This is a genomic window from Kribbella sp. NPDC050281, assembly GCF_040655855.1.
In the GTDB taxonomy this organism is placed as follows: domain Bacteria; phylum Actinomycetota; class Actinomycetes; order Propionibacteriales; family Kribbellaceae; genus Kribbella.
The window spans coordinates 1-26,958 of sequence record NZ_JBFAKS010000072.1; the positions used below are offsets into that span (position 1 = coordinate 1).

A 26,958-nucleotide genomic window follows, 5' to 3' on the forward strand; every position below is an offset into this window, starting at 1 on the left:
CCTGCTCGCCGCTGGTACCGGTGGTGCCGGGCTGGAAGACGCCGCCCTTGACGATCTTCTTCTGCAGTTCGATCGCCTGCACGACCTTCGGGTCCGGGCCTTCTTCCGTAGCGGGGGCAGGATTTGAACCTGCGACCTCTGGGTTATGAGCCCAGCGAGCTACCGAGCTGCTCCACCCCGCGTCGTTGTGTCTTTAGTTTAGGGGATCTGGGCTGAGCAACCAAATCGGCTCCCGGGGTGGCTCCTGGCGGCCGAAAATCCGTGTCAGGGGCGGGTGGTGCGGCGTACCGTCCGGGTATGTCCCGACACCTCATCCGCCCGTTCCGGGAGGCGGACCTGCCTGCGTCCGCCGGACTGCTCGCGGAGCGGCACCAGGAGCATCGCAAGCGTCACCCTCTGCTGCCTGCGGACTACGAGAGCGAGCGGCTCGCGCTGGTCGAGGTGACTGCGCTGTGGGAGAGCGAGAGCGCGTCCGGCGCCGTCATCCTCGAGGACGGCGAGCTGATCGGCTACCTGCTGGGCGCACCCAAGCAGTCCACCATGTGGGGCCCGAACATCTGGGTCGAGGCAGCCGGCCACGCCGTACGTGAGCCCGAACACATCCGCGACCTGTACGCCGCCGCGGCCACCAAGTGGGTGGACGACGGCCGCATCGCCCAGTACGCGCTGGTGCCGGACGATCCGGAGCTGCTGGATGCGTGGTTCCGGCTGGCGTTCGGCTCTCAGCACGCGCATGCGATCCGTCCGGCGCCGACGACTCCGCCACCGGAGCACCCGAGCCTCACCGTACGACGTGCTGTTCGCGACGACATCGCCGTACTCGCGCAACTCGACCTGGTGCTGCCGCAGCACCAGGCACTCTCGCCGGTGTTCTCCGCCGGGGAGATGCCCACGATGCAGGAGGCGCTGGACGATTGGGAGGAGTCGATCGACGATCCGGACTACGCGACCTTCGTGGCCGAGTACGACGGGCGCGTGATCGGCTCGTCGATCGGATGTTCCCTGGACAAGTCGAGCTCGCACAGCGGGTTGGCCCGGCCGGACAACGCCGGCTTCCTCGGGTTCGCCGCCGTACTGCCCGAGGCCCGCGGTCACGGCGCCGGCCGGGCGCTCGGTGAGGCCGTCCTGCAGTGGTCGGCCGACACCGGGTACACGTCGGTGGTCACCGACTGGCGGGTCACGAACCTGCTGTCGTCACGGGCCTGGCCGAAGCTCGGGTTCGAGCAGACGTTCCATCGGCTGCACCGGCTGATCGGGTACTGACCTCGCGTTGTCCACAGGTTCGAAATCGCGCGTCGGGGAGGGCCGCGATCGCTGCATCTTCTTGGGCAGGAACGCCTTGCAGCAAGCGAGGCGTCGAGGTCCAGGAGGTAGTCATGTCGTGTTCGTCCCGTCGTTCCCGATTCGTGCCGTCGACCCGTCGTATCGTGATCGGGAGCGCCGTCGTCCTCGCCTCATTCGGCGCCTGGACCACCACGGCCACGGCGAGCAACGTCGAGCCGCGCCCCGGGTACTGCGTGACTCCCCCATCGACCGAGCAGAGGGCGGACATCTTGGACGGCTTCGTGATCGAGAACCTCCCCGACGGTCTTGGGACGCCGAGCGATTTCGAGTACGAGTGGGAGGACGTGAGGTTTCACAGCCGGGTCTGGGAGACCGGCCCGGATCCCGAGGGTGCGTACCGGGTCGATCTGACCGCGAAGACGCTGCGCGGTGAGAAGCTTACGGACCTCGAGGCCCTGAAGACCTTCCTGATCGAGTACGAGGAGAAGGATCCGGACAGCTGGGAGCTCCGCGCGGTCAAGGTCGGCGAGTACGACGGTCTGACCGCTGGGGACGAGGTGTTCTACTTCGTCTCGCCAGGTGTCGCGGCCGAGGTGTCGATCGACCACGAGCGGTTCACCGACGACGACCTTTTCAACACCGCCACCGGCTTCCACCCGGAGACCACGACCTGAGTCAGTAGCCTCGGGCAACGAAACGGGGCGGCGACCCCGACGGTTGTCGGTGTCGCCGCCCCGGTCACAGCCCGTGGATCAGCCTGTCGGTGACGTCGGTGGACTCGATGGAGCCGGCGTCGACGGTGTCGACGGGGTCCCGCTCGGCGCGGGTGTGGGCGGTGTGACTACCGCACCGGCCGCCACGGCCTTGTCGATCGCCTGCTTCATCTTGGTGACCTGAGCCTGGTAGCCGGCCAGGTCGCCCTTCGTCAGGGCAGCCTGCGCAGCCGTGTACGCGGCCTGCGCCTCGGCGAGCGCTTGCTTGACCGTCTGGTTCTGCGTCGACGCTGGTGGCGGCTTCGAGCCTGGCGGCTCTTCACCGGTATCGACGCTGGTGTTGAAGACCTTGGTCAGCGCCTCTTGCAACGTCCCGCCATAGGCGACCCGATCACCGAAGGAGACCAGCACGTACCGGAGCACCGGATAACTACCGGCTCCACTCGTCCGGACCGAGTAGACCGGCTGGACGTAGAGCAGACCACCGCCGAGTGGAAGCGTCAGCAGGTTGCCGAACTGCGCTCTCGCGCCACTGCTCGGTTGGTTGATCGGAAGCAGCGCCTGTCTGATCCCTTCGTCGGTCTGGAACTTGTTGAAGACCTGTCCTGGACCGGGGATCTGCACGTTGCCGGGCAATCGGAGTATTCGGAACTTGCCGTAGTCCGGCGAGGTCGCCTCCGAATCGACGGCCATGAAGGCGGTCAGGTTCTCCCGTTCCGCGTTCGGCACGTACACCGACGTCAGAGAGAACTTGGGCTCGGTCTGACCGGGCATCCGCAGCGAGAGATAGAAGGGAGGCTGGTTGCTTTGCACCGACGAGTCACTTCCGGACGACACCGCGGTCGGGTCGGCCGGAACGCGCCACAGGTCGCTGTTCTGGTACCAGGTGCCGGCGTCCGTCACGTGGTACTTGGCCAGCAGGTCGCGCTGGACCTTGAACATGTCCTCCGGGTAGCGCAGGTGGGACATCAGCGACGGCGAGATGTCGGAGCGCGGCTTGACCGTGTTCGGGAAGGCCTTCATCCACGTCTTCAGCACCGGGTCGTTCTCGTCCCAGGCGTACAGCTCGACCGAGCCGTCGTACGCGTTGACGACCGCCTTGACCGAGTTGCGGATGTAGTTGATCTCCTCGCTCGGCTGCTGCGCGATGGTGCCGCGGCCGGTCGTGGTGTCCCGGGTGCTGTCGTCCAGCGCGACCTTCTCCGCGTACGGGTAGTTCGCCGAGGTCGTGTAGCCGTCGACGATCCAGACCACCTGGTTGTCGACGATGGCCGGGTACGGGTCGCCGTCCGGCGTCAGCCAGGGCGCGGCCTTCTCCACCCGCTCGCGCGGGTTGCGGTCGTAGAGGATCTTCGAGTCGGGGTTCACCCGGCTGGACAGCAGGAGGTTCGCGTCCCGGAACTTGGTTGCGTACAGCAACCGGTTGAAGAAGGTGCCGACCGCGACGCCGCCCTTGCCCTGGTAGGTGTTCAGCGTCGGGTCCCCGCCGCTCTTGCCTTCCGGAGTGTCGAGCTCGACCGGCGAGCCGCCCTGCGGGCCGCCGACGATCGAGTAGTCCGGAGACTGCTCACCGAAGTAGATCCGGGGCTCGTAGTCGCCGAGCTGACCGGTCGGCGGCAGGTCCTTCTCCGACCAGACCGGGGTACCGTCTTCGGCGCGCTGGTTGCCGTTCGCGGCGACCACGCCGTAGCCGTGGGTGTAGACAGTGTGGTCGTTGTTCCAGTTGCGCTGGCCGGCCGGCAGCCGGTCGACCTGCACCTCGCGGACCGCGATGACGGTGTCGCTGACCTTGTCGCCGATCTTGTAGCGGTCGACGTCGAGGTCGGTCGGGAACGAGTAGAAGCCACGCACCTGCTGCAACTGCTCGAAGGTCGGGCCGACCACGCTCGGGTCGATCAGCCGGATACCGGGCAGCACCTCGGCGTCCTGCGTCAGCTCCGACGGCGTCGCGGTCTGCTTGGCCTGGTAGTTGATCACCTCGGCGCCCTCGAGGCCGTACGCCTGGCGCGTCGACTCGATGTTCTTGGTGATGTACGGCGCCTCACGCACCGGCTCGCTCGGGCGTACCCGCAACTGCTGCAACGCTGCCGGCCACAACGCACCGAGCAGGATCGCCGACAGAATCAGTACGACGGTGCCGACACCCGGCAGCAGCCAGGTCCGCCGCACCACGTTGGCGAAGAACAGACCGGCGCACAGAACTGCGATGACCGCCAGGATCTCCTTGCTGGGCAGGACCGCGTGGTCACCGGTATAGGAGATACCGGTGAACAGTTTGGCGTCCGACGTCGTCAGGCCGAAACGGTCCAGCCAGTAGCTGAAGGCCTTCAGCAGGACGAGCAGGCCCAGCAGCACCGAGAACTGCACCTGCGCGGCCCCCGAAGCCTTCTGCCCCTTCGCGGACGGCCGGAATCCGCCGTACAGGTAGTGCGTGATGATCGCCGCGACGAGCGACAGCAGCACGATCGAGTAGCCGAAGCCGAGCAGGACGCGCAGCCACGGGTAGTCGAAGACGAAGAACGCAATGTCCTTGTTGAAGTGCTTGTCGGTGACGCCGAACGGGGTCCGGTTCCGCCAGGCGAGGAAGACCTTCCACTCCCCCGACGCGGCCGAGCCGCCGAAGACCAGCATCAGGGTCGCGACGACGCCGATGGCGATCTTGCCGCGCTGTTGGAGCAGATCGCCGTACCGCTCGAAGCCCGGGCTGGGCGACGGCGCCAGCGCGACCCGCGGCCGCGTGCGGAAGGCGATGATGATGTTCGCGACAACGGCGGCCGCCATCAGCAGACCGACCACGAAGAAGAGCAGTACCCGGGTCCCGAGCACCGTGCCGAACACGGAACCGAGGTCCACCGAGCGGTACCACAACCGCTGGGTCCAGATGTCGGTGAAGACGCTGAAGAGGATCAGCAGCACGATCAGTGTCGCGATCGTCGGCAGCAGGGCTCGGGGCCGACCACCACCTGTTCGCCGCGGCCGTCGCGGCTCCTCCGGCATGTCGTAGACGCCGTCGCTCATGGTCGATTCTCCTCGTTGTCATTCATGCCATCGACCCCAGGACCTCGGCCAGGCCGGCTGCCGACCGAAGGCTCGAATGTCAATGACAGTACTTCGCACAGCGTGGGGACCAAGTCTGCGCCGGTCAGTACGGCGCTGTCCTCGTCGTGGGAGCGGAGCCGGACCGCACCGAAGCGGCTGCCTTCGCGCAGGACCGCCGCGACCATCCGCACCTCGTGGCGGCGGGGGTCACTGCCGGCCATCCGGGCGAGCTCGGCGTCCGAGTCGGCGCTGGACAGACCTGCTTCGGCCGTGGCCGGCAGCACGATCCGCTCGATCGACAGCGCACAGCCGCTGACCCCGTCGGGCCACTCGATCCGGCCTAGCGCGTCGGCCAGATGCTCGTCCTCGAGGCTGCCGGGCAGCTCTCCCTGCGCGACCGGGGTCAGCGGCTGGGAGGCGTCGTCGGTGCCGAGTTCCGCGGCCAGTTGTGGTTCGGCGCGCAGTAGTTCGTCAGTGGGGACCAGCGCGAACAGTTGCGCGGGCTGGTCCCAGCCCGCGCTGCTCACGTGCTTCTCGATCTCGATCACCGCGCGACTGAGCGCGTCGGGAGGCAGAGTGTCTACGGAATCCATGCCGTCAGCTCTCCCCTTCGGCCGGCCGGTACGTTCACGGTGCTCACGGTGCGCACGAGGGGACCTTCCCCTGTCCGCTGACTGCTGCCTTGATGGCGGCGATCGCCTCGGTCAGTGTGGTGATCTTCACCAGTTGGATGCCCTTCACGCCGGCGTGCATCGCCGCCTCACAGTTGTCGGCGGGCACCAGGAAGATGGAGGCGCCGTCGTTCTTGGCACCGGCGATCTTCTGCTGGATGCCGCCGATCGGGCCGACCTGGCCGAGCGCGTCGATCGTGCCGGTGCCCGCGATGTGCTTACCGTCCAGCAGCGGACCCGGTGTGAGCTTGTCGTAGATGGCCAGCGCGAACGCCGTGCCCGCGCTCGGGCCGCCGATGTCCTGGCCGAGGTTGACCGTCACCTTGACCGGGGAGTCGACCCCGATGGTGATGCCGACCATCGGCCGGGTCTCGTCGCCAGGCGTGGCGGCCGTCTTCACCTGAATGGTCTGCTCCGCCCCGTTGCGCCGGACCAGGAACGCGACGTTCTCGCCGACCTTGTGCTTGCGGACGTACTCGCCGACCTGCGGGACCTGCGACATCGCGACACCGTCGACAGCCAGGACGACGTCACCCGGCTTCAACTTGCCCTCGGCCGGGGTGTCCTTGGCGACCGTCGAGACCTTGGGGTGGTACGGGACCTCGGCTGCCTGCAGGGCGGCGGCGACCGCACTGTCCTGCGAGCCGGTCATCTCGGCGGTGTTCTGCTCCTCGACCTGGTCGGCGCTCTGGTCCGGCGGGTAGATGATGTCGCGCGGGAACAGGTCGTTGTGCGGGTCGAGCCAGTTCCGCATCGCCTGCGGGAGCGTGAGTTCACGCCCGGGCGAGGTGACAGACACGGTGGTCAGGTCCAGTTGGCCGGTGGTCGGGAACGTGTCGTGCCCGGTGACCTCGATGACTGGCTTGTTGTTGCTCGACGTACCGAGGGTGTCCTTCACCGGCCCAGGGCTGAACGAGACGAAAGGCACCGAGAAAACGGTGATCAGCCCGAGCGAAACGACCAGCACGATGATCGAAGTGACCAGTGTTGCGGTACGACGTGTCACGAACCCTGCCCTGCGATCTTGGTGGAACCGAACATCTCGGTCGTACCGAGCTTCTCGATGGCGTGTGTCTTTGCTGAACCCAACGTCCCACCGGCCCGAAGTGTCCCCACCGGCCTGAGTCGGTCCGCCGTACGCGACTCGCTGGCTGACTCCGGCGCGTCCGGAGAGGAGGGGTTGGCGACGTGATCGGACTTGTCAGCCCTGTTTACGTCCGTCTTGTCCGCGTCGGCCTTGTGCGCGCGGTTCAGGCCGCGGCGGCGGCGTTCCGGGGTGGCGCGGGGACCGGGAGCGGCGAGTGCGTCGTTGAAGCGACGGAAGTCCTCGACCGAGTCGAAGGCGCCACCGGACCGGCGTGGACCGCGGCTCCGCCCGCGCCAAGCCGCCCAGCACATCGCCAGCAGCGTGGCGACCACCGGGAACGCCAGCCACGCCAAAACCTTCATCCGGCCACCTTCATGCGCCCAGCGTACGTGTCAGTGAGCGCCGACCCACTCGCTGGCACCGTCGGTGAAGTGCTGGTGTTTCCAAATCGGGACCTCCGCCTTGAGGTCGTCGATCAACTGCCGGCAAGCGGCGAACGCGACATCCCGGTGCGCAGCGGCCACAGCGACGATCACGGCGGTGTCCCCGATCTTGAGGTCCCCGGTCCGGTGTACGGCGGCCAGCGCGGTCACTGCGGAGTCGGCACAGACACGCTCCGCCACTGTCCGCAGGTGATCCAGGGCGTCCGGGTGCGCCTCGTAGCTGAGCTGGTCAACCGGCTTCTCGTGATCGTGGTTCCGCACGGTGCCGATGAACAGAGCCGTCCCGCCGGCGGTCGGATCAGCCACAGCGGCCAGCACCTCGTCGGTGGACAGGACGTCCTCCCGGATGTCCAGCAGCCTGATCGCGTCGCTCATCCATTCCTCATTCCCGCTGGGAAACCACCCCGAACACGTACCACGAACCAACCCCCACACCCCCGATTCTCCCCCACCCAGCCCCCAACTCCCACCACCGGACCTCTGAGCCCTCCCGCCGGACGCCGAGATCACCGCGCTGAGCCATCTCCCGCGCACGCTCCGCACATGGACCCGCTGCACGTTCCGGCGGCCAGTCCAGCCTGGCCGACTGTTGCCTCCACCCCCACAATCGGGGCCGTGCGCGCGGCGCCACGGCGGGGTGCCGATCTGCCGGCGGCGAACAGGAGCAGTAATGCGTTCGCCGGGGGAGGAACGGGTCGGTGGAACCAGTACGTTGGAGTAGTACGCCCCACCCGCACAGGAAGGCCCACTCCGATGAGCGACGAACCGGACAACCCGTTCAAGGGAACTCCGTTCGAGGCCATGTTCCAGCAGTTCTCCGGTGCGGCCGGCGCGGGCGGCGCTCCCGACCTGAATGCGATCTTCGCGCAGGTCCAGCAGCTGCTCAGCGGTTCCGGCGACGGCAGGCCGGTGAACTGGGATCTGGCCAAGGACATCGCACGCAAGACGGTTTCCGCCGCCGGAGACCGCTCCGTCACGCCCACGGATACCGACCGAGTAGCGGACGCGGTCCGGCTGGCCGAGCACTGGCTGGACGAGGCAACAACGCTGCCCGAAGCATCCACCACCTCCGCGGCCTGGAGCCGGGCGGAGTGGGTCGAGAACACGCTGCCCGTGTGGCAGACCGTGGTCGACCCCGTCGCCGAGCACGTCGCCGGCGCGATGGGTAACGCCCTTCCCGCCGAAGCACAGCAGCTCGCCGGGCCGATGGCCGGGATGCTGCGCCAGCTGGGCGGCTCGATCTTCGGCGCCCAGGTCGGCCAGGCACTGGGCGAGCTGGCCGGCGAGGTCGTGAGCTCGTCCGACATCGGACTGCCGCTCGGACCGACCGGCCAGGCTGTATTACTACCGGACAACGTCGCCAAGTTCGCTGAAGGCCTCGGACTGACCGACGAGGACGTCCGGCTGTACCTGGCGCTCCGCGAGGTCGCGCACCAGCGGCTGTACGCCGGCGTCCCGTGGCTGCGGCAGCATCTGCTGGCCGCTGTGGCGGATTACGCCGCGGGTATCGAGGTCGACACCGGCAAGATCGAGCGAGCCATGGCGGACATCGACCCGCAGAACCCCGAGGCCATGCAGGAAGCGCTCGCGGGCGGCTTGTTCGAGCCGGAGGACTCGGAGCAGCAGAAGGCCGCGCTCGTCCGGCTCGAGACCGCCCTCGCGCTCGTCGAGGGCTGGGTCGACGACGTCGTACGGCAGGCGACCAAGGAGCGGATGCCGGCGGCAGTGCAGCTCTCGGAGACGGTACGCCGGCGTCGGGCGGCCGGTGGACCGGCAGAGCAGACGTTCGCCACGCTGGTCGGTCTCCAGCTACGCCCACGGCGGCTTCGCGACGCGGCGAACCTGTGGGCGGCTGTCCGTGACGCTCGCGGCGTCGACGGCCGTGACGAGCTCTGGTCGCACCCGGACCTGCTTCCGAGTGCCGGCGACCTGGACGACCCGATCGGGTTCGCTCAGCACGCAGGCGAGCTGGCCGACATCGACATCACCGATTTCCTCCCCGATGACGACGCGTCGGACACGCCGAAGCAGGAAGGTGACGAGGGCAACGACCCCGGCACCACCAAGTAGTCCGCACACCGAACGGCGTACGACAGCACGACCCCGCGGGACGAAGCCACCTGGCAGGTTCCGGCGGGGTCGCGTTGTGTCTGCCTGTCCGAGTACGGCGCTCTGCGGGTTGACGATCATGGGGCGGGCGATGGGTTTTGGGAGTCGCGTCATGGAGACTGACCAGGTGCTTCATGACGATGCGGTGATGACGTTGGACGGGTGGAGTGCGCCCGACGGTACGCAGGCAGAGCACCGGGAGCACTACCTGCGATGGCTGGCAGAGCACCCGGACGCGATGTGGCGCAGTTGCCGGCCGGAGCACCTGACGGCGAGCGCGCTGGTGGTGGACGCGACGGGCAGCCGGGCGCTGCTCACGCTGCACAAGACTGTCGGGCGATGGCTGCAACTCGGCGGACACTGCGAGAACGGCGACAGCACGCTGGCCGGAGCCGCGCTGCGCGAGGCCACGGAAGAGTCTGGGCTGACGGACCTGTCGATCGATCCGTCACCGCTGCAACTGTCCCGTCACGAGATCCTCGCCGGCGGGTGTGCGGGGACGTTCCATCTGGATGTGCAGTTCCTCGTGACCGCGACTGTTGGTACCGACTACGTGGTCAGCGAGGAGTCTCAGGACCTCGCGTGGTTCCCGATCAATGAGCTTCCCGAGAGCGCGGATCACGTGGTCGAAGAACTCGCGGCCAGAGCGACTCGGCGACTTGCTCACAGCGCCGGGGGCGTTTCTTCCGGGTGACTTCTCGAGCTGCCTGGCAGGCGCGAATCAGGCGTCTCCGACGGGTGGCGTGAATGGCAGGACGCTGCCGGGCAACTTGATGGCTAACTGTCGGGCGGAGGTCGTACGCTCGTTGTCATTCGTCGGATCGCGGCCATCCGGTCGCCCGAGTGTGCCGAAGGATGTCCGTGAGCTTCGACATCGATCACTACGCCCAGACTTCGACCCGCATCCGCTGGGACGACCTCGACATGTCCACGTTCGAGACCCAGCCGCTGTCCGATGACGCGCTGCGTTGCCTCAGCTATATGAGCGATGTGGAGACGCACACCGTCTGCTACCTGCGCGATCTGCTCGTTACACCGTCGCACGCCGATCCCGAGGTCACCGTCTTCCTGACGATGTGGAACCTCGAGGAGTACTGGCATGGCGAAGTACTGGACGAGGTGCTCGAGCGGCATGGCGTCCGGACCGGGCCCGAGCACACCCGCGCGGTCCGTTCCCGGCTCGGTTGGCGTGACCGGCTCGCGCCGATTCGGCAGTCATTGCTGGCGAACATCATCGGCGAGGACTTCATCGCCACGCACATGGCGTGGGGCGCGATCAACGAGTGGTGTGCACATTCGGCGTACACACGGCTCATCCAGTCCGAGGATCACCCGGTCCTGACCGAGATCCTCAAGCGGATCGCGAAGCAGGAGACCCGGCACGTCGCGTTCTACAACAGCCAGGCACGCAACCGCCTGCTCCGCAGTAAGAAGGCTCAGAAGATCGCCCGCTTCGCACTCTCCAAGGGATGGGGCATCGTCGGCTCGACGATCATGCCGCCGGCCGAGGTGAAGCACATGCTCACCTACCTGTACGGCGGCGAACACGGCCTGGCCGAAGTCCGCAAAGTAGACGCCAAAATCGACGCCCTCCCCGGCCAGCAATCCCTCCACCTAGTAGAAAAAGAACTCACCAAATACAACGTCCACCCCGGCTGACCCCCGCGCCACCTCCCCCACCAGTCGCCAGCCGCCCGCCTGGCCTACCTGTGTGCCTGACTACCAAGCCCAGCCCACCCACCACCCACCACCCACGACACACCTGGATCCCCGGGCTTCCCCACCCACGCACCGCAGCCCCACAGCACTGCGCATCCCCGCGGCCCCACTGTCCTTGCTACGAATGCTCCCGCTGTCCTGGCGTACTGCCGCTGGCCGGCTTCCCGATGCAGTTCCCGTTCCTGCGCTGCCGTGCGTCCTCGCGTCCGCACGATGCCTCCGTAGTTCACCCGCGCAGACGCCCCTCGGTTGCCGCAATCCTGCTTCCCGCACGCAGTCCCCCGCTGCCGTGCTTCCCCTGCTTCCCGTGGCGCCGTGCAATTCCCGCGACCTGCGGCCCCCGTGGAACCCCCGGGTTCCCCGCTTTGCGATGCGATCCCCGTTCGCTGCACTCCGCCCGTGGAGTCCCTGCTCTCCCACGCGATCCCCCGTCCTTTCACCCGCGTGCGTGCAGTGCTCGCCGTCGCACTTACCCGGTGAATCCCCCGCAGCCGTACATCGACTTGGAGCCCCGTTCCCCGCTGTCCGGTTCCCCGCGACCCCCGTTGATCTCAACCGCGGACAGCCCCACAGTCGTGCTTCCCTCGTGCATCCCCGCAGTCCGTGCAACCCCGTGGCCCTTCCCCGCGAGATCCCCGTCGTCTCACCCGCGTGGGTGTAGTTCTCCCCCGTCGAACTTCCCCCGTGCATTCCCCACAGCCGTACATCCCCCGCCCCCCGAATTCCCGCTACCCGGGCGCTCCCGTCGCGAACAGCCCCTCCGCCGTACTTCGCTCCTGCATTCCCCCGCGTTCGTACTTCCTCGCCCTGCATTCACCGTGGAACCCCCGTTCCCCGCTACCCCCTGCGATCCCCCTTGATCTCGCCCGGGTACAGATCCCTCGCACAGCCCCGCTGTCGTGCCTCCGTGCAATCCCTCGCTGTTAGAGCGCCCCGCTTCAGCCCTGCCCCCGTGCAGGACCTACGTCCCCCGTGATCCCCTGAATCCATCGGTTGTGCGCCGCCAGTCGCCTCCGGAGAGGGGGGTGGCGGTTGCGTGGGGACCTTGGCGCCTGGTCCCCGGTTCCCCGATGTGTTGGCCGCACCCCCGGTGCGGTGTCGCGATGTTGCGTCACTTGCTGGTGGTCGATCACCGCCCCTGAACGGCATCGACGGGGCCAGCGGGTGACGGCTGGGCTTCCCCCAGAAGCCCTGCTGCATGGTGAACGAGCCGGGAGCACGAAGGTGACGGGTCAGGCGTGACGAAGTAGCGAACGAGTTGCATCCCAGCCCTCGAGGCCCGGATCCAGTCGCGCAATGTCAGCACTCGATCGCAGACGGTGCCATCCAGGGCCGATCCCGACAGCATGCCGGCGAGGCTTCACCGCCTCGAGCTCAGCTAGAGGTGTGTCGAACGTCGGAGCGGCAGCGGAGACCCAATCGGCGATTGGCAGACGTACGCCGATCGCCGCGAAGGTACCGTCCTCGGAGGGAGTGACGGCGATGTCCGCGGTGCTCAGCGAGCGGAAGAGCTTGCCGATCAGCAGACCAGGCAGATCAGGTACGTCGTGGCTCACGGCGACAACCGCGGCAGCCGGACCGGCGAGTTCCACCGCATCGAGTACGGGTCGCGCGGCGTCGACGGCGTACACCGGCGTGCCGGGCCAGGTCAGCGCACTCACCGGCTCCAGCGCGGACTCGTCAGCGCCGACCACCGCCACGGCAACGTCCACCCGGTCCAGCGCGGCCAGGACCTCGTAGGTGTCCTCAGCCAACGCCAAGCGCCACGCCTCGGCGTCACGGCCCGGCGGGGCCCAACTACCAGTGGCAGGTACGACGAGAACCACCACACGCCGGTCGGTCATGCGGATGCGCTCACGTCGTCGTACCGGGACCGGGCGGCGTTGACCTCGGTCATGTGGGTCTCGGCCCAGCCCTTGATCGAGGCGATGAGTGGCATCAGCGTGTCGCCGAGCATCGTGAGTTCGTAGTCGACGCGGACCGGTACGGACGGGGTCACCGAGCGGCTGAGCAGACCGTCACGTTCCAGCGCCCGGAGCGTCTGCGTGAGCATCTTCTGACTGACGCCGGCGATGCGACGAGACAGGTCCGAGTACCGCAGCGGGCCGTCAGCCAGAGCGGACAGGATGAGCGTGACCCACTTGTCGCTGATGCGGTCCAGCAGTTGCCGCGCCGGGCAGGTCGCCAGGAACGCGTCGTACTCGCGGGCGGCTTCTTCGCGGAGCTGAGCGGCGGTGCGGGTCGGCATGGCTCTCCTCGTCGTGCGATACGCACTACGAAGTGCGTACTTCCCGGCAGAGAGTAACTCTCCGAAAGTGGTGTTCGCCAACGAAAAACGCAGCACCACAAGGAGAGAGACGATATGCGCGCATTGGTCGCCCGCCGGCTCGACGGGCCGGACGCACTCGAGCTGATCGAGACCCCGGTGCCGGAACCGGGCCATGGTCAGGTCCGGATCAAAGTGGCAGCCGCCGCGGTCAACCCGGTCGACGTCGCGGTCAGCGGCGGCGGAGCGGTTCAGTACGGCGTCACCGCGGCCCGGGAACAGTTCGGCCTCGGGTGGGACGTCGCCGGCACGATCGACGCGGCGGGACCGGGGGTCGACCTGGTTGAAGGTACGCCGGTGATCGGGCTGGCTGATCTGCTCGGACGGCCGCTCAAGACACATGCGGAGTACGTCGTACTCAACGCCGATGCGGTCGCGGCGGCTCCGAGGACCCTGGATCTGACGGCGGCGTCGACGATCGCATTGATCGCGCTGACCGCGTTGCAGGCCTTGAAAGCCGTCCAACTTACTCTCGGTCAGTTCGTGCTCATCACCGGCGCAGCGGGCGGGGTCGGTGGGTACGCCGTCGAGATCGCAAAGCACCGTGGGCTGACGGTTATCGCCAGCGCTGCTGCGGAGGACGAGGAGCTGGTACGACGCCTTGGCGCGGATCACTTTGTGTCGCGGACGGAGGATCTGACCGCCGCGGTGCATGCGATCGTTCCGGCCGGTGTTGACGGTCTGGTGGATGCGGCGGTGATTGGCGTCGGGGCGCAGGAGGCGGTTCGCAACGGTGGTCAGCATGCGCACGTCCAGGCCGGCCCGACGCCGCCGCATCTCCGCGCCATCACGGTGCATCAGATCTTTGTCCACGCGAATCGCGCAGAGCTGACGGAGCTCGTGGTGTTGGCCGAAGCCGGGGCCATCACGACCCGAGTAGCGGACACCTATCCACTGCAAGAGGCGGCACAGGCTTACAAGCGCCTCGCCAACGGGGGCGTCCGAGGCAGGCTCGTCCTCACCCCCTAAGGCACCGAGGCGCTCCGTGAGGCAGCGAGGCGCTCCCTAAGGCAGCGAGGCGTTCAGCCCTTGATGGCTTGGTGGAGTCGGAGTGCGACCTGGATGTCCAGGGCGCGCTCCGGCGCCTGCCATCCATCGGCCAGCAAAGCCCCGATCCGGTCCAGGCGCTGCTGCACTGTGTTCGGGTGGATGTGCAACGCGGTGGCGGCTCGTGTCGGGCTCTGACCTGCCGCGAAGTACGCCCGGAGCGTCCCGATCAGGTCGGTCCCGCGCTGGGAGTCGTACTCGAGTACGGCGCCCAGGACGTGCTGCACATGGGCCTGTACGTCGACGTCCGCCGCACCGACCAAGCCGGCGACACCAAGGTCGTCCGGAGTCGCAGACTCACCACTGCGGCCGAGCCGCAGCATCGTCCCCACCAGACGGACCGCCTGGCGATGCGAGTCGACCAAGGGCTCACCCCAAGCCGCCGGACCAGTCACCCCGATCGTGGCGCCGGTGCGCTTCGCGACCTCAGCCAACTCCCGCGCAGCAGCCGTAGCGTCCGCACGGGAGAAGAGCAGCACCAAGTTGCCACCGTAAGGACCAGACAACACCAGCTTGTCCTCCAGCGGCGCCGACAGCCGAGCGCGTACGGCGGCCTGGTCGCCACGACAGACAGCCACCACCAGACGGTCGTGCCGGCGATTCGGCGCAAGCAACCGGAGTCGGTCGGTCAGCGTCCTCGGGTCTGCGGCACCACTGAGTACATCAGCCAGCAGATCAGCTTGAGCCCGCTGCGACTGCTCCGCAGCCTGCCGACGGAACAGCAGAACGAGAGCAGTGACAACAGCTGCCCGCTCCACGATCCGCTGGTCCGCGCCAGAGAGCTCATCGACGCCGCCGATCACCAGCGCACCGAGCCGCTCCCCTTTCGCCGTTGCCGCAACAACCCAGCAGTCACCGACCCTGGTCAACCGCCCGGACTCCGACTCCTGCCACCGCACCACAGCACCGCGCGTGTCCCCGGCCACGGCCAACTCATTGCCCACGGCATCGACCAGAACGACCCACACGTCCAGCAGCTCGGCCAGCGCAGCGGCGATCGCATCCACATCTCCACCAGACAACACGATCCCAGCGAACCGGTCGTGCGCCGCGGCAGCATGCTCAGTGCCGGCGTGCGCCGCAGACAGCTGATCCAGAGCGGCAGCAGTCTCGGCCGCCGCCCGTACCTGCACGATGGTCACAGCCGCCAACGCCGCCAGCGACCCGAGCAACGACACCTCGTCCTGGCTGAACGGTCGCCGCGTCCGGTTGGAAGCGAACAGCACCCCGACGAACGCTCCGTCAACGACGAGCGGCGTACCGCAGATGGCTACCAGTCCCTCCTCTCCTACCGCGTGGTCGATCGAAGAGGTGTGCCGGAAGCGCCGGTCCGACGGGTAGTCGGCAGTCCAGTAGGGCTTGTACGTCTTGGCGACCAGACCGCCGAGTCCGGCGCCCAGAGGAAGCCGGACTTGCTGGAAGGCCGCCGACACGGACCCGTCGGTCGCCCGCATGTACGTGTCGCCGCGGGCGTCGTCGTACAAGGTCAGATAGGCGACGTCCGCACCGAGGAGGGTGCGCGCACGGTGCACGATGGTGTCGAGTACGCCGCCTGGGTCGCGGGCCGAGGCGAGTTCGCGGGCGACGTCGACCAGGGCGGACAGTTCGGCCTCACGCTTCTTGCTGGCGTCGATGCCGGCCCGGATCCGCAGGGCGAGGTCGCGTGCCACCGCGTCCTCGCCCGCAGCCCGGGCCAACTCGCTCCCGGACGCATCCTCGGCCAACAGCCGCAGAAGCTCCTCCATCTTCGCGATCATGCCACCTCCGGCTGCCGCCCGGGTCCCGTCGAGGATGGACCTGAAGGGGATCAGAGGGCTGTCAGGTCCCGACGACGGGTTTCGGAGTACGACGTGACCGCGACGATCGAGATGACCGCACACACTGCGACGTACACGGCGATCGCGTAGCCGGAGTCGTACGCCTTCAGCAGTGCCACCGCGATGAACGGCGCCAGACCGCCCGCGATGATCGACGCCAACTGATAGCCCACCGACACACCGGAGTACCGGACCCGAGTGCCGAACAGCTCTGTGAAGAAGGACGCCTGCGGCCCGTACATCGCACCGTGCAACACCAGCCCGACAGTCACCGCCAGCGTCGCCAGAGCGAAGTTCTTGGTATCAACCATCGCCACGAACAAGAAGCCCCAGATGCCAACCCCGACCGCACCGATCAGATACACCGGCTTGCGGCCGACACGGTCGGACAGCGCACCCCACATCGGGATGGCGAAGAAGTGCACGGCGGCACCGATGAGTACGGCGTTCAGCGCGAACGACTTGTCCATCCCCAGGTGTTCCTTGGCGTACGTCGCGATCACGATCGTGAAGATGTAGTAGCTGACGTTCTCCGCCATCCGGGCGCCCATCGCGGTCAGCACCTCACGCGGGTAGCGGGTGAGCACCTCGATCAGCGGCAGCTTGTCCTCCGGCTGCTGCTTGGCCTGCGCCTGCTTGAACACCGGCGACTCCTCGATCCGCAGCCGCACCCACAGTCCGACGAGCACCAGTACGGCGGACAGCAGGAACGGAATGCGCCAGCCCCACGAGTCGAAGGCAGCGTCCGACTGGAACGCCGCCAGTCCGGCCAGTACGCCGTTCGCGATCAGCTGACCCGCCGGCGCACCTGCCTGCGGCCAGGAGGCCCAGAAGCCACGCCGCGCGGGGTCACCGTGCTCGGACACGATCAGTACGGCGCCGCCCCACTCACCGCCGAGTGCGAAGCCCTGGATGAGCCGCAGCACGGTCAGCAGGACCGGAGCGAGCGCACCGACCTGTGCGTACGTCGGCAGCAGGCCGATGGCGAAGGTGGCGAGGCCCATCATCAACAGCGACAGCACCAGCAGGTTCTTGCGGCCCAAGCGGTCGCCGTAGTGGCCGAACACCACTCCGCCGATCGGACGGGCGAAGAACCCGACGGCGAAGGTGGCGAAGCTCAGCAGCGTGCCGGTGAGTTCCTCACCCTTGGGGAAGAACAGATCGCCGAACACCACCGAGGCGGCCACGCCGTAGAGGAAGAAGTCGTACCACTCGACGGTGGTGCCGACGAGACTCGCGCCGACCACCCGGGCGATCGGCGTCCGGGTGCGGACCGGTTCTGTTGCTGTCATGGCGGGCTCCAACACTGCTAGTGGGCGGTCCAGAACACTGCTAGTGGGCGGTCCAGCCGCCGTCGAGTACGAATGAGCTCCCCGTGATGGAGGCGGAGGCCGGACCGCACAGCAGCGCGACCAGCTCCGCCACTTCGGCCGGCTCGATCAGCCGTTTCACCGCGACCGGCTCGAGCATGACCTTCTCCAGCACCTCTGCCTCGGACAGTCCGTGGGTCGCCGCCTGGTCCGCGAGCTGCGCGGTGACGAGCGGCGTACGCACATAGGCCGGGTTCACACAGTTGCTGGTGACCCCGTGGGCCGCACCTTCCAGTGCGACCACCTTGCTGAGTCCTTCCAGTCCGTGCTTGGCAGCGACGTACGCCGCCTTGAACGGGCTGGCCCGGAGTCCGTGCACCGAGCTGATGTTGATGACCCGCCCCCAGCCGGCGCCGTACATGTGCGGGAGAGTCTGGCGGATCAGACGGAACGGCGACTCAAGCATGAGCCGCAGGATGTAGCTGAACCGCTCCGGTGGAAACTGCTCGACCGGAGCGACCTGCTGGACCCCGGCGTTGTTGACCAGGATGTCCACGTCCGTCGGGAGATCGGCCAGACGGTCCAGATCAGCCAGATCGGCCACCACTGGCTCGACACCGTCCAGGGCATCGAGCCCATCCGGGTCGTGGTCGACAGCGACAACGTGGACGCCGTCGGCCGCGAGCCGCCGTGCACAGGCGGCGCCGATGCCGGACGCGGCTCCGGTGATCAGGGCTCGACGGGTCTCCATGGCCGATGACTGTAGGAATCCGCCCCCGGCCGCACTATGGGATCGCGCCACACAACATTGCGGATCGATGTGGATTCAGGCGCTACTTGTCCCCAGCCACGTCTATCAAACCTGCCGACAGTGATAGATCGAACTATCGTGGAAGCATGGTCGATATCGAACAGCCGAAGAAGAAGGCCGCCGGTGTTCCGGCGGTGCTGTCGTCGTTCAAGTTCGGCTTCCGCGAGATGGGCCCGGCCCGGACCGGCAAGGTCTTCCTGAAGATGAACCAGGACGGCGGTTTCGACTGCCCGTCCTGCGCCTGGCCGGATCCCGACCACAAACGCAAGCACGCGGCCGAGTTCTGCGAGAACGGCGCCAAGGCGGTCGCATGGGAGGCGACCCGCAAGCGGGTGTCGCGCAGCTTCTTCGCCGAGCACTCGATCGAGGCGCTGAACGAGATCTCCGAGTTCGATCTCGGCAAGCTCGGCCGGATCACCGAGCCGATGTTGCTCCGCGCCGGCGCCACCCACTACGAGCCGGTCGGCTGGGACGAGGCGTTCCAGGTGGTCGCGCGCCATCTGAAGGCCCTCGTCGACCCGAACGACGCCGTCTTCTACACCTCCGGCCGGACCAGCAACGAGGCCGCGTTCCTCTACCAGCTTCTGGTCCGTGCCTACGGCACCAACAACCTCCCCGACTGCTCGAACATGTGCCACGAGTCGTCCGGTACGGCGCTGTCCCGGGTGATCGGCAGCGGCAAGGGCGCGGTCACGCTCGAGATGCTCGAAGAGGCCGAGCTGATCGTCGTCGTCGGGCAGAACCCGGGCACCAACGCGCCGCGGATGCTCAGCCACCTGGAGATCGCCAAGCGCAACGGCGGGTCGATCGTCTCGGTGAACCCGCTGCCCGAGCCCGGGCTGATGAACTTCAAGAACCCGCAGCGTCCCCGCGGCTGGGTCGGCAAGGGTACGACGCTGGCCGACCAGCACCTGCAGATCCGGCTCGGCGGCGACCAAGCACTGTTCCTTGCCGTCGGCCACCTTCTCGTCGAGGCCGAGGCAGCCAACCCCGGCACCGTGCTGGACAAGTCCTTCATCGACAGCCACACCAGCGGCTTCGAGCTGTACTCCAAGCACAACACCGAGCTCGACTGGGCCGCGGTCGAGCAGGCCACCGGCCTGCGTCGCGCCGAGATCGAGGAGTTCACCCAGCGGTTCATCGCCTCCAAGGCGACGGTGATCTGCTGGGCGATGGGCCTGACCCAGCAGCGTGAGGCGGTCGCCACGATCAGCGAGATCGTCAACGTGCTGCTCCTGCAGGGAAACATCGGCAAGCCCGGCGCGGGACCGTGCCCGGTGCGCGGGCACTCGAACGTCCAGGGCGACCGCAGCATGGGCATCTGGGAGAAGATGCCGGACACGTTCCTGGACAAGCTCGACGCCGAGTTCTCGTTCACGTCGCCGCGCGAGCACGGCATCGACGCGGCCGACACAGTGAAGCGGCTGCGGGAGGAATCGGTCCGCGTCTTCTTCGCGATGGGCGGCAACTTCGCGTCCGCGACACCCGACACCGAGGTCGTCCACCGCGGCCTGCGGCACTGCGATCTGACCGTGCACGTGTCCACGAAGCTGAACCGGTCTCACACCGTCACCGGGCGCGAGGCGCTGATCCTGCCCACGCTCGGCCGGACCGACCACGACCACACCGCGGCCGGCCCGCAGTCGGTGACCGTGGAGGACTCGCAGGGCGCCGTACACCTGTCCACCGGGAACCTGATCCCGCCAGGTCCGGAGCTGAAGTCGGAGATCGGCATCGTCGCCGGGCTGGCACAGGCCCTGGTTCCTGAGGTCGGGCAGATCCCGTGGCGGGACTTCGCCGACGACTACAGCCTGATCCGGCAACGGATCGGCCGGGTCGCGGACGGGTACGAGGACTTCGAGGCGCGATTGCGAGCCAACGAGGGCGGCTTCCTCCTGGCCCACGCGGCGCGCGACCGGCGCGAGTTCCACACCTCTGACGCGAAGGCGCAGTTCACCGCGAACGACCTGAGTTGGTTGCCGACGGCACCGGGTCGGCTGCTGCTGCAGACGCTGCGCAGCCACGACCAGTTCAACACCACGATCTACGGGCTGGAGGACCGCTACCGCGGCGTGGCCGGCACCCGTGAGGTGGTCTTCGTGAACCCGGACGACCTGGCCGAGCTGGGCCTGGAGGACGGCGCGTACGTCGACATCATCAGCGAGTTCCAGGGTGTCGAGCGGCGGGCCAACGGGTTCCGTCTCGTCTCGTACCCGACCGCGCGAGGCTGCGTGGCGGCGTACTACCCGGAGACCAACGTGCTGATGGCCGCCGACGACGTGGCCAAGGGCAGCAACACCCCGGTCGCCAAGGGCCTCACGGTGCGGCTGGAGCCAGCCTCCTCCTGAACCAAGGCTGCAGCACAGCCAGTACGGCGGCCACCGCGGCGCTGGACAGCCACAGCCCCTCGGGACCGGCGGACTCGAGAAGCTGCGTCACCGTGAGCGGCGCGATGGCGGTCGCGATGCCCCAGCTCAGGCCGAACACGGCCAGATACCGGCCGCGGGCGTGGTCAGGCGCGAGCCCGGACGCCTGCGTGAGGTACCGGGTGAGCAGGAACAGGTCGCCTACGCTCCAGAGCACCGTGGCGAGCAGGAAGACGGTGAGAGTCTGCGCGAAGGCGCAGACGACGAGTCCAGCACCGAGCAGGACGTAGCCGACCGCGATCGATCGGAAATCGTCGAGCTTCTGCACGCGGAGCAGGCGCTGGGCGACGATCAGGGTCACTGCCGACACGGCCAGGATGAAGCCGGTGCCGGACTCCGGCAGTCCTTGCTCGAGCAGGGTGAGCGGCACTCCGATCGCCAACTGCATGTAGATCGTGGCGAAAACCGTGCCGCTGACCAGCAGCAATACCAGCCGGCGATCCCGCCACACCGCCACCGCAGTCGCCGGCACGTGTTCCCGCCGTACGTCGGCCGGAAGCGCAAGCGCGACGAGTACGGCGCAGGACAGGCAGGTGATCGCGTCGGCGACGAACAGCCACCGCAGATCCCAGTGACTGACCCCTGCCGCAAGCAGACCGGCGAGGACTCCGGCCGCGGCCATCGCCGCGCCGAGCAGCCCGTACGCCGCTGGGCGGTCGGACGGATCAGTCACGTCGGCGATCGTCGCCTGACTGGGTGGTTCATAGATCTCGAAGGCGAGGCCCAGCAGGATCGCGGCCAGTACTGCGGACCAGAGCGTGCTGCTGACTGCGATCCACAGCTGAGCGACCGCGCAGCCGGTCAGGCCGAGCACAATCGTGCGACGGCGACCGAGGCGGTCTGCCAACTGCCCGCCGAGCAACCGGGACGGGATGGTGGCGACGCCGAAGACGGCCAGGATCAGCCCGGTCTCGCCGAGCGACGCACCGAGCTCGACCGTGAGCACCACGCCCAGGAACGGCAGCGTGAACGCGCCGATCCGGTTGACCGCCCGAGCCACCACCAGGATCCAGACCGCGCGGGACAACCCACGCCACGGCGCGGTCAGGGTCGCAGCAGCACTCATCGCGGGCTCCATGACTATCTAAGTGGATATGATCGGTCACGCAACCCCGAGCCTACGGAGCGATCTCGTGACTGGTCAAGTGTCCTTTGATAGTCATACCCGGAACGTGCTGGCGGCGTCCGTCGAGTACGTGAACCGGCTGACGCCCGGGTTCTCCGGCGGTACGGCGTTCCCCGGGCCGGCTGATGCCGCACAGGCAGTCGCCGACGCGTTGGTCGCGATCGGCTATCCGCAGCCTTCCGTCCAGCCGGACGATGCGCGACGGCTCACAGAGCTGGCCGGGCGGATGCGGATCGTCTTCGAGTCGGCGCACTCGGGCGATCTCGACCGGGCCGCTGACGAGGTGAACGCGCTGCTGCTGGATACCAACGCGCGACCGCAACTGGACAGACGAGACAAGGGCTGGAGCCTGCACTTCCACGGTCCGGACGACGGTCTGGTCAACGGCTGGGCGGCAGGCTGCGCCGCCGGCCTCGCACTCGCGCTGGGCAGCGACCTGGCCGGCCGTCTCGGAGTCTGTGCGGCCCCACAGTGCGACCGCGTCTTCGTCGACGTCTCCCGCAACGGCCAACGCCGCTTCTGCTCACCGCAGTGCCAGAGCCGGGTGAAAGCCGCCGCCCACCGAGCCCGCCAAGGCGCGCCTAGTTGACGGTGAGCGTCGGGTTGGCCGGATCCTCGTTGTCCACCACGATCTGTGCACGGGACCGCGGCTGGACCTCGTCGACGTACATCCGCTCGCCGGGGATGTACCTCGTGCGGTAGCGCTCCTCCGCCGCTGCTAGGGACTCCATCCACGCCTGGTCCCGGGCGGCTCCGCGCCGAAGAACTACGTCCCAGCCCACGTACAGGTAGATCCGGAGATCCCAGTGGTCGACCAGCGCCGGAACCTGCAGAAACCCGCCGTCGGCCACCAGCACCGCATCCGGAGACGCCGTCAGCACAGGGATGTCGGACATGGCCCGCGCACTGGCTTCCCGGACAGCTGCCACGTACTGGCGGTCGCCGTCCGGGCCGAGCGGGATGAGAAGTCGTTCGCGGATCGAGTCGTGGTCCCAGGTGTCCCGGTAGTAGCTGTCCGGCGATTCGATCGGGTACGCCGTACGCAGCTCGGGCGCGCGCTTGAAGTAGTCGATGCCGGCCCGGATGATCTCGCGATCGGTGCGGGCGCGCAGCACATCGGCCAACTCGTCCGCCAGTGTCGTCTTCCCCGCCGCGGAACAGCCGTCGATCGCGACGCGCACCGGATGCGGGCGCTCGACGGTCAGGACGATCTCGGCCAGTTCGGTCAGAGCCTCGGTGCGCACCACGCCATCCTCGCGCACCAACGGACGACGCCCCACCCAATTTCCGGGTGGGGCGTCGTACCGCCTGGATCAGCCGACCGGGGTCAGTTCGCGCTCCTCCTCCGGAGCCGCGGGCGGCTGGGTCGCGTGCTTGGCGGGCTTGCGGCGCAGCCACTTCGGCGCCCACCAGTTCGCGTCGCCGAGCAGGATCATCACACTCGGCAGGACGACCGCCCGGATGATCGTGGCGTCGAGCAGGATCGCGACGGCCAGGCCGACGCCGAGCTGCTTCATGTCGAGCGTGCTCAGCGTCGCGAAGACCGCGAACACCCCGATCATCACGGCCGCCGCGCTGGTGACCACACCGGCCGATCCGGTGATGCCGTCGGCCACAGCCTTCTTCGTCGGTACGCCGCGCAGTACCGCCTCACGGATCCGGCTGACGACGAACACGTGGTAGTCCATCGACAGACCGAACAGCACCACGAAGAGGAACAGCGGCAACCAGGACACGACCGCGCCGTTCGAGCGGAAGTCGAGGATCCCCTCGGCCCAGGTGTTCTGGAAGACCGCGGTCACCACGCCGTACGCCGCGGCCGCGCTCAGCAGGTTCAGCCCGATCGCGGTGACCGCGACCACCACGGACCGGAACGTCACCATCATCACGATCATCGTCAGCAACAGCACGAACCCGATCACGAGCGGCAGCTTGGCCCGGGTGTGTGCCGCGTAGTCGACGTCCGCGGCGACGAACCCGCCGACGGCGTACTCGGCTCCCGGCACCTTGCCGACCGTCTCCGGCATCAGTTCCTTGCGCAGCTTGGTCAGCGAGTCCCGCGCCTCCTGGCTACCACCCTCGTACGGCGTGGCGACCTCGAGCGTGGTCACGGTCCCGTCCTTGGAGACCCGCGGCTCCTCCAGACCGTCCTGCGCGAACAGCTTGTCGTCCTGCGTGCGCTTCACCAGGTCGGCCAGTGCGGCCTTGACCGCGGGCGCCTGGTTGGCCGGCGCACGGACGGCGACCTCGTGGCTCGTCCCGGTGCTCGGGAAGGCCGCGGTCAGCCGGTCGTACGCCTTCATCACCGCGGTGTCGCGCGGCAGATCCTCGGTGCCGGGGAACTTCAGCGTCATCCCCAGCGCCGGCGACGCGACCGCGAGCAGTGCGACGACAGCGATCATCAGCGTGGCGACCGGATGCTTCAGCGCCGGCTTCAGCACGGCCGGCCAGAACCGCGGCTTGGCCTTGCTCGCGGTCAACCGCCACACGAGTGGGATCCGCGGCCGGTCCACCCAACGACCGAGCTTCGCCAGTACGGCGGGCAGCACGGTCAGCGAACCGACGACGGCCACCGCGACGACCAGGATCGAGCCGACCGCGAACGACGAGAACACCGCGTCCCGGGCCAGGAACAACCCGGCCATCGAGATGATGACCGCCGTACCGGAGACGACGACGGCGTGGCCTGACGTCGCTGCCGCGATCTCGACCGCGTCGACGTGCCCGCGGCCCTTCGCGCGTTCCTCACGTTCGCGACGCAGGTAGAAGAGTGAGTAGTCGACGCCGACCGCCATACCGATCAGCAGGATGACGCTGTTCACCGCGTCGACGGCCGGGATCAGCTGGGATGCGGCCGCGGACAGGCCGATCGCCGCCGCGACAGCTGACAGCGCGAGCAGAAGCGGTACGGACGCCGCGATCAGTGCGCCGAAGGCGATCAAGAGGATCGCGAGCGTCACCGGCAGGCTGAACATCTCGGCGCGCTTGAAGTCCTTGCCGAGCGTCTCGTTCAGCGCCTTGTCGATCGACAGTCCACCGACCTCTTCGATCCGCAGCGTCGGGTACTGCTGCTGGATCTGGGCGGTGGTGTCCTGCAGCGGCTGCACCCGGTTGTCCCCGTCGCCGTCCTTCAGGGTCACCTGGACGATCAGCGCGTCCTTCTTCGGCGACGGCATCGGCTGAGCGACCTCCGCGACCCCACCGAGGGCGCGCATCCGCTGGATCACCACGCCGGCGGCCTTGGTCGCCTCCGCCTGGTCGAGCGTTCCGGACGGCGAGGTGATCAGCACGCTCTCCACGTCCGGGTCGGCGAAGTTGCCGGACTTGACGATGTTGTCGGCCCGGGTCACCTCGCCGATGTCGCCCTCGTTCTCGGACTCCTTGGTCCCGGTCATCGAGCCGACGGCGAAACAGGCGATCACGACGACCACCCACATCGCCATCGCCCGCCACGGATGGGTGGCGCTCCATCGCGCCGCCCGGACCGTGATCTGTCCCCTGGCCATAACTTCCCTGCCCCTCTGCGCCCCCTCAGGCGCCCGGCCCCAGCGCTCCCTGGCGTGGGCACTGGCTACAGGTCAAAAGCCTGGCTGGGACAGAGGGGTCACCACCATGGAGGAAGCCACCGAGTACACCCTGAAGCCAGCCCCACCCCAGCCCCTGAGTGGCTCTCGGGGGCTGCCGGGGCGTGATCGGACGGGTGCGGGCCGCAGTCAGAATTCGTCGAGATTGAGCGAGGAAGCGGCCGAAACACCCTCCAGATACCCCTCCGCACGCTCAGCCTTGGGGTAGCGGTGGACGAGCTCCCAGAAGGCCGCGTTGTGGGCCGGTTCGACCAGATGGGCCAGCTCGTGGATGAGGACGTAGTCGACCACCCAGGCGGGCATCGCCTGCAGCCGGGTGGACAAACGGATCGATCTGTCCGCCGGAGTGCAGGATCCCCACCGTCTGTTTTGGTTCGAAACCCACCTCACAGACGCAGGTTCGGGCACTTCTGGAAGATGCCGACACGCGAGTTCGTGTGCTCTGGACAACAATTTTTCGTCCGACACGCGGGATCGGCTGCGCTGCTTCTCCAGCCGCGCCAGCATGGTCTCGACCCAGCGCGCCTCCTCCGTGGCGGACAGCCGGTCGGGCATCAGCACGACCACCCGCTCCCCGTCCCGGTAGGCGCTGACGGTCCGCTTGCGCCGCTTGCTGCGGCGGATGTCGACGTACGGCGGGATCGGGCCAGGGGTCGAGCGCGGTGGAGAGTCGGCCATGCGTCAAAACGTACCCCCAGAATCCGACAACTTTCTTCCGTCCACATCCTGTGCATCAACGTTTCCGCAGGTCAGACGCCAGATCTTGGGTCGGCCGATTCCGGTTGTTCACACCCTGTTCCCCCGCCCGTCCACAGCACCTGGCGGCGCGTCCCACAGGTTGCACACAGAGTTATCCACAGGCGTGGACAACCGGGGCTTGCCTGCGCGGCGCCCGCCTCCTAGCGTCATCCTCAACAGGCTCCCGGACCGCCTCCGGGGCCGTTCGGAGGGGAAGCCGAGCGGTTCCGGAGGCGGACCACCGGGAGCCTGTTCCGTTGCAGCCAGACGGCTTGGAAAAGGCTTTCCTCGGGGCTTCCGAGCGGCACGCGGGCCGGCAGGTGCGCTTGAGCCTGCTCCCGCCTGCCGTAGGGTGAATCCCGATTGGGCCGAACGGCCTACGGCAGGACGGTCTGCCGTTAGCATCCACGACGGCCTGGGGCGAGAGCCCCGGCTGGTATTCAGAGCAAGGAGAGGGCCCTCATGGCAGAGACCTGGAGCGGCGAGTTCTACTGCGTCAAGTGCAAGGCCAAGCGCACCGCCGACGGCGAGGTCAAGGTCAACGACAAGGGCACGCGCATGGCCAAGGCCAAGTGCCCCGAGTGCGGTACGAACCTGAACCGGATCCTCGGCAAGGCCTGACGCACCAAGTCGTAGGGGCGGTGCCGCAGCAGACCACCAACCGGCCTACGTCCTGGTCCGGGCGTGCGCTCGTGCGTGGCAACGGTC

General features: G+C 67.9%; 23 protein-coding genes and 1 tRNA gene. 9 read left to right on the forward strand and 15 right to left on the reverse strand.

All coding sequences use genetic code 11. From position 1 onward, the window contains the following. Positions 1–108: 108 nt before the first annotated feature. Positions 109–182 (reverse strand) — tRNA-Met (locus AB0I34_RS42625). Between the two features lie 115 nt (positions 183–297). On the opposite strand from AB0I34_RS42625, the gene AB0I34_RS42630 reads away from it, so the two are divergent. After that, the gene (locus AB0I34_RS42630) at positions 298–1,263 is read left to right on the forward strand and encodes a GNAT family N-acetyltransferase (protein ID WP_360457923.1); all 966 of its coding nucleotides are present in this window, start codon (positions 298–300) and stop codon (positions 1,261–1,263) included. 113 nt (positions 1,264–1,376) lie between these two features. After that, a complete protein-coding gene (locus tag AB0I34_RS42635) occupies positions 1,377–1,958 on the forward strand; it encodes a hypothetical protein (protein ID WP_360457927.1) in 582 nt (193 codons plus the stop codon). Between the two features lie 78 nt (positions 1,959–2,036). On the opposite strand, the gene AB0I34_RS42640 is transcribed toward AB0I34_RS42635, so the two are convergent. From AB0I34_RS42640 to AB0I34_RS42660, 5 genes are read right to left on the reverse strand one after another with little or no spacing between them, the layout of a single operon-like run. Further along, on the reverse strand, positions 2,037–5,015 hold the full coding sequence (locus AB0I34_RS42640) for a UPF0182 family protein (protein WP_360457930.1): 2,979 nt from the start codon (positions 5,013–5,015) through the stop codon (positions 2,037–2,039). Next, positions 5,012–5,629 carry a PPA1309 family protein gene (locus AB0I34_RS42645; protein WP_360457932.1) on the reverse strand — a complete coding sequence of 206 codons (618 nt, stop codon included), beginning with the start codon at positions 5,627–5,629 and terminating at the stop codon, positions 5,012–5,014. Before AB0I34_RS42645 ends, AB0I34_RS42640 begins: the two co-directional genes overlap by 4 nt. 43 nt (positions 5,630–5,672) lie before the next feature. Beyond that, positions 5,673–6,713, reverse strand: a complete 1,041-nt coding sequence (locus AB0I34_RS42650; protein ID WP_360457935.1) for a PDZ domain-containing protein — start codon at positions 6,711–6,713, stop codon at positions 5,673–5,675. Next, entirely contained in the window at positions 6,710–7,156 is a 447-nt protein-coding gene (locus tag AB0I34_RS42655; RefSeq protein ID WP_360457938.1) for a hypothetical protein, read from the reverse strand. The genes AB0I34_RS42650 and AB0I34_RS42655 overlap by 4 nt, the downstream gene beginning before the upstream one ends. A gap of 30 nt (positions 7,157–7,186) precedes the next feature. After that, positions 7,187–7,612 (reverse strand): molybdenum cofactor biosynthesis protein MoaE, encoded by a 426-nt coding sequence (locus AB0I34_RS42660; RefSeq protein WP_360457940.1) that lies wholly within the window; start codon positions 7,610–7,612, stop codon positions 7,187–7,189. 378 nt (positions 7,613–7,990) lie between these two features. Here AB0I34_RS42660 and AB0I34_RS42665 point away from each other — a divergent pair, with 378 nt between their 5' ends. The 3 genes from AB0I34_RS42665 to AB0I34_RS42675 all read left to right on the forward strand — a co-directional run bounded on the left by AB0I34_RS42665 (position 7,991) and on the right by AB0I34_RS42675 (position 11,005). Then, a complete protein-coding gene (locus tag AB0I34_RS42665; RefSeq protein WP_360457943.1) occupies positions 7,991–9,307 on the forward strand; it encodes a zinc-dependent metalloprotease in 1,317 nt (438 codons plus the stop codon). Positions 9,308–9,458: 151 nt separating this feature from the next. After that, a complete protein-coding gene (locus AB0I34_RS42670; RefSeq protein WP_360457946.1) occupies positions 9,459–10,040 on the forward strand; it encodes an NUDIX domain-containing protein in 582 nt (193 codons plus the stop codon). Positions 10,041–10,207: 167 nt separating this feature from the next. Beyond that, positions 10,208–11,005, forward strand: a complete 798-nt coding sequence (locus AB0I34_RS42675) for a ferritin-like domain-containing protein (protein ID WP_360457949.1) — start codon at positions 10,208–10,210, stop codon at positions 11,003–11,005. Positions 11,006–12,297: 1,292 nt separating this feature from the next. Here the strand turns inward: AB0I34_RS42675 and AB0I34_RS42680 are convergent. Together AB0I34_RS42680 and AB0I34_RS42685 are read right to left on the reverse strand one after the other, a co-directional pair. After that, the gene (locus tag AB0I34_RS42680) at positions 12,298–12,909 is read right to left on the reverse strand and encodes a DUF2064 domain-containing protein (protein ID WP_360457952.1); all 612 of its coding nucleotides are present in this window, start codon (positions 12,907–12,909) and stop codon (positions 12,298–12,300) included. Continuing rightward, positions 12,906–13,313, reverse strand: a complete 408-nt coding sequence (locus AB0I34_RS42685) for a helix-turn-helix domain-containing protein (RefSeq protein WP_360457955.1) — start codon at positions 13,311–13,313, stop codon at positions 12,906–12,908. The genes AB0I34_RS42680 and AB0I34_RS42685 overlap by 4 nt, the downstream gene beginning before the upstream one ends. 114 nt (positions 13,314–13,427) lie before the next feature. Here AB0I34_RS42685 and AB0I34_RS42690 point away from each other — a divergent pair, with 114 nt between their 5' ends. Next, entirely contained in the window at positions 13,428–14,360 is a 933-nt protein-coding gene (locus AB0I34_RS42690) for an NADP-dependent oxidoreductase (protein WP_360457958.1), read from the forward strand. A gap of 53 nt (positions 14,361–14,413) precedes the next feature. On the opposite strand, the gene AB0I34_RS42695 is transcribed toward AB0I34_RS42690, so the two are convergent. From AB0I34_RS42695 to AB0I34_RS42705, 3 genes are all read right to left on the reverse strand, one after another. After that, positions 14,414–16,183 (reverse strand): GAF domain-containing protein, encoded by a 1,770-nt coding sequence (locus AB0I34_RS42695; RefSeq protein ID WP_360457961.1) that lies wholly within the window; start codon positions 16,181–16,183, stop codon positions 14,414–14,416. A 62-nt stretch (positions 16,184–16,245) separates the two neighbouring features. Further along, a complete protein-coding gene (locus tag AB0I34_RS42700; protein ID WP_360457964.1) occupies positions 16,246–17,547 on the reverse strand; it encodes an MFS transporter in 1,302 nt (433 codons plus the stop codon). A gap of 40 nt (positions 17,548–17,587) precedes the next feature. Further along, entirely contained in the window at positions 17,588–18,316 is a 729-nt protein-coding gene (locus tag AB0I34_RS42705) for a 3-hydroxybutyrate dehydrogenase (protein ID WP_360457967.1), read from the reverse strand. Positions 18,317–18,462: 146 nt separating this feature from the next. On the opposite strand from AB0I34_RS42705, the gene AB0I34_RS42710 reads away from it, so the two are divergent. Continuing rightward, entirely contained in the window at positions 18,463–20,724 is a 2,262-nt protein-coding gene (locus AB0I34_RS42710; protein ID WP_360457970.1) for an FdhF/YdeP family oxidoreductase, read from the forward strand. Here the strand turns inward: AB0I34_RS42710 and AB0I34_RS42715 are convergent. After that, positions 20,693–21,868, reverse strand: a complete 1,176-nt coding sequence (locus AB0I34_RS42715; RefSeq protein WP_360457973.1) for an MFS transporter — start codon at positions 21,866–21,868, stop codon at positions 20,693–20,695. The two genes, AB0I34_RS42710 and AB0I34_RS42715, sit on opposite strands and share 32 nt — an antisense overlap. A gap of 67 nt (positions 21,869–21,935) precedes the next feature. Here AB0I34_RS42715 and AB0I34_RS42720 point away from each other — a divergent pair, with 67 nt between their 5' ends. Then, positions 21,936–22,517 (forward strand): CGNR zinc finger domain-containing protein, encoded by a 582-nt coding sequence (locus AB0I34_RS42720; protein WP_360457976.1) that lies wholly within the window; start codon positions 21,936–21,938, stop codon positions 22,515–22,517. Here the strand turns inward: AB0I34_RS42720 and AB0I34_RS42725 are convergent. From AB0I34_RS42725 to AB0I34_RS42735, 3 genes are all read right to left on the reverse strand, one after another. Continuing rightward, positions 22,510–23,172 carry a uridine kinase gene (locus AB0I34_RS42725; RefSeq protein ID WP_360457979.1) on the reverse strand — a complete coding sequence of 221 codons (663 nt, stop codon included), beginning with the start codon at positions 23,170–23,172 and terminating at the stop codon, positions 22,510–22,512. The two genes, AB0I34_RS42720 and AB0I34_RS42725, sit on opposite strands and share 8 nt — an antisense overlap. A gap of 69 nt (positions 23,173–23,241) precedes the next feature. Continuing rightward, positions 23,242–25,434, reverse strand: coding sequence for an MMPL family transporter (locus AB0I34_RS42730; RefSeq protein WP_360457982.1), 2,193 nt, complete (start codon positions 25,432–25,434; stop codon positions 23,242–23,244). A gap of 207 nt (positions 25,435–25,641) precedes the next feature. Continuing rightward, complete coding sequence (locus AB0I34_RS42735) at positions 25,642–26,190, reverse strand: YgjP-like metallopeptidase domain-containing protein (RefSeq protein WP_360457985.1); 549 nt, start codon at positions 26,188–26,190, stop codon at positions 25,642–25,644. 522 nt (positions 26,191–26,712) lie between these two features. On the opposite strand from AB0I34_RS42735, the gene AB0I34_RS42740 reads away from it, so the two are divergent. Next, positions 26,713–26,871 (forward strand): DUF5679 domain-containing protein, encoded by a 159-nt coding sequence (locus tag AB0I34_RS42740; protein WP_012922897.1) that lies wholly within the window; start codon positions 26,713–26,715, stop codon positions 26,869–26,871. Positions 26,872–26,958: the final 87 nt, after the last annotated feature.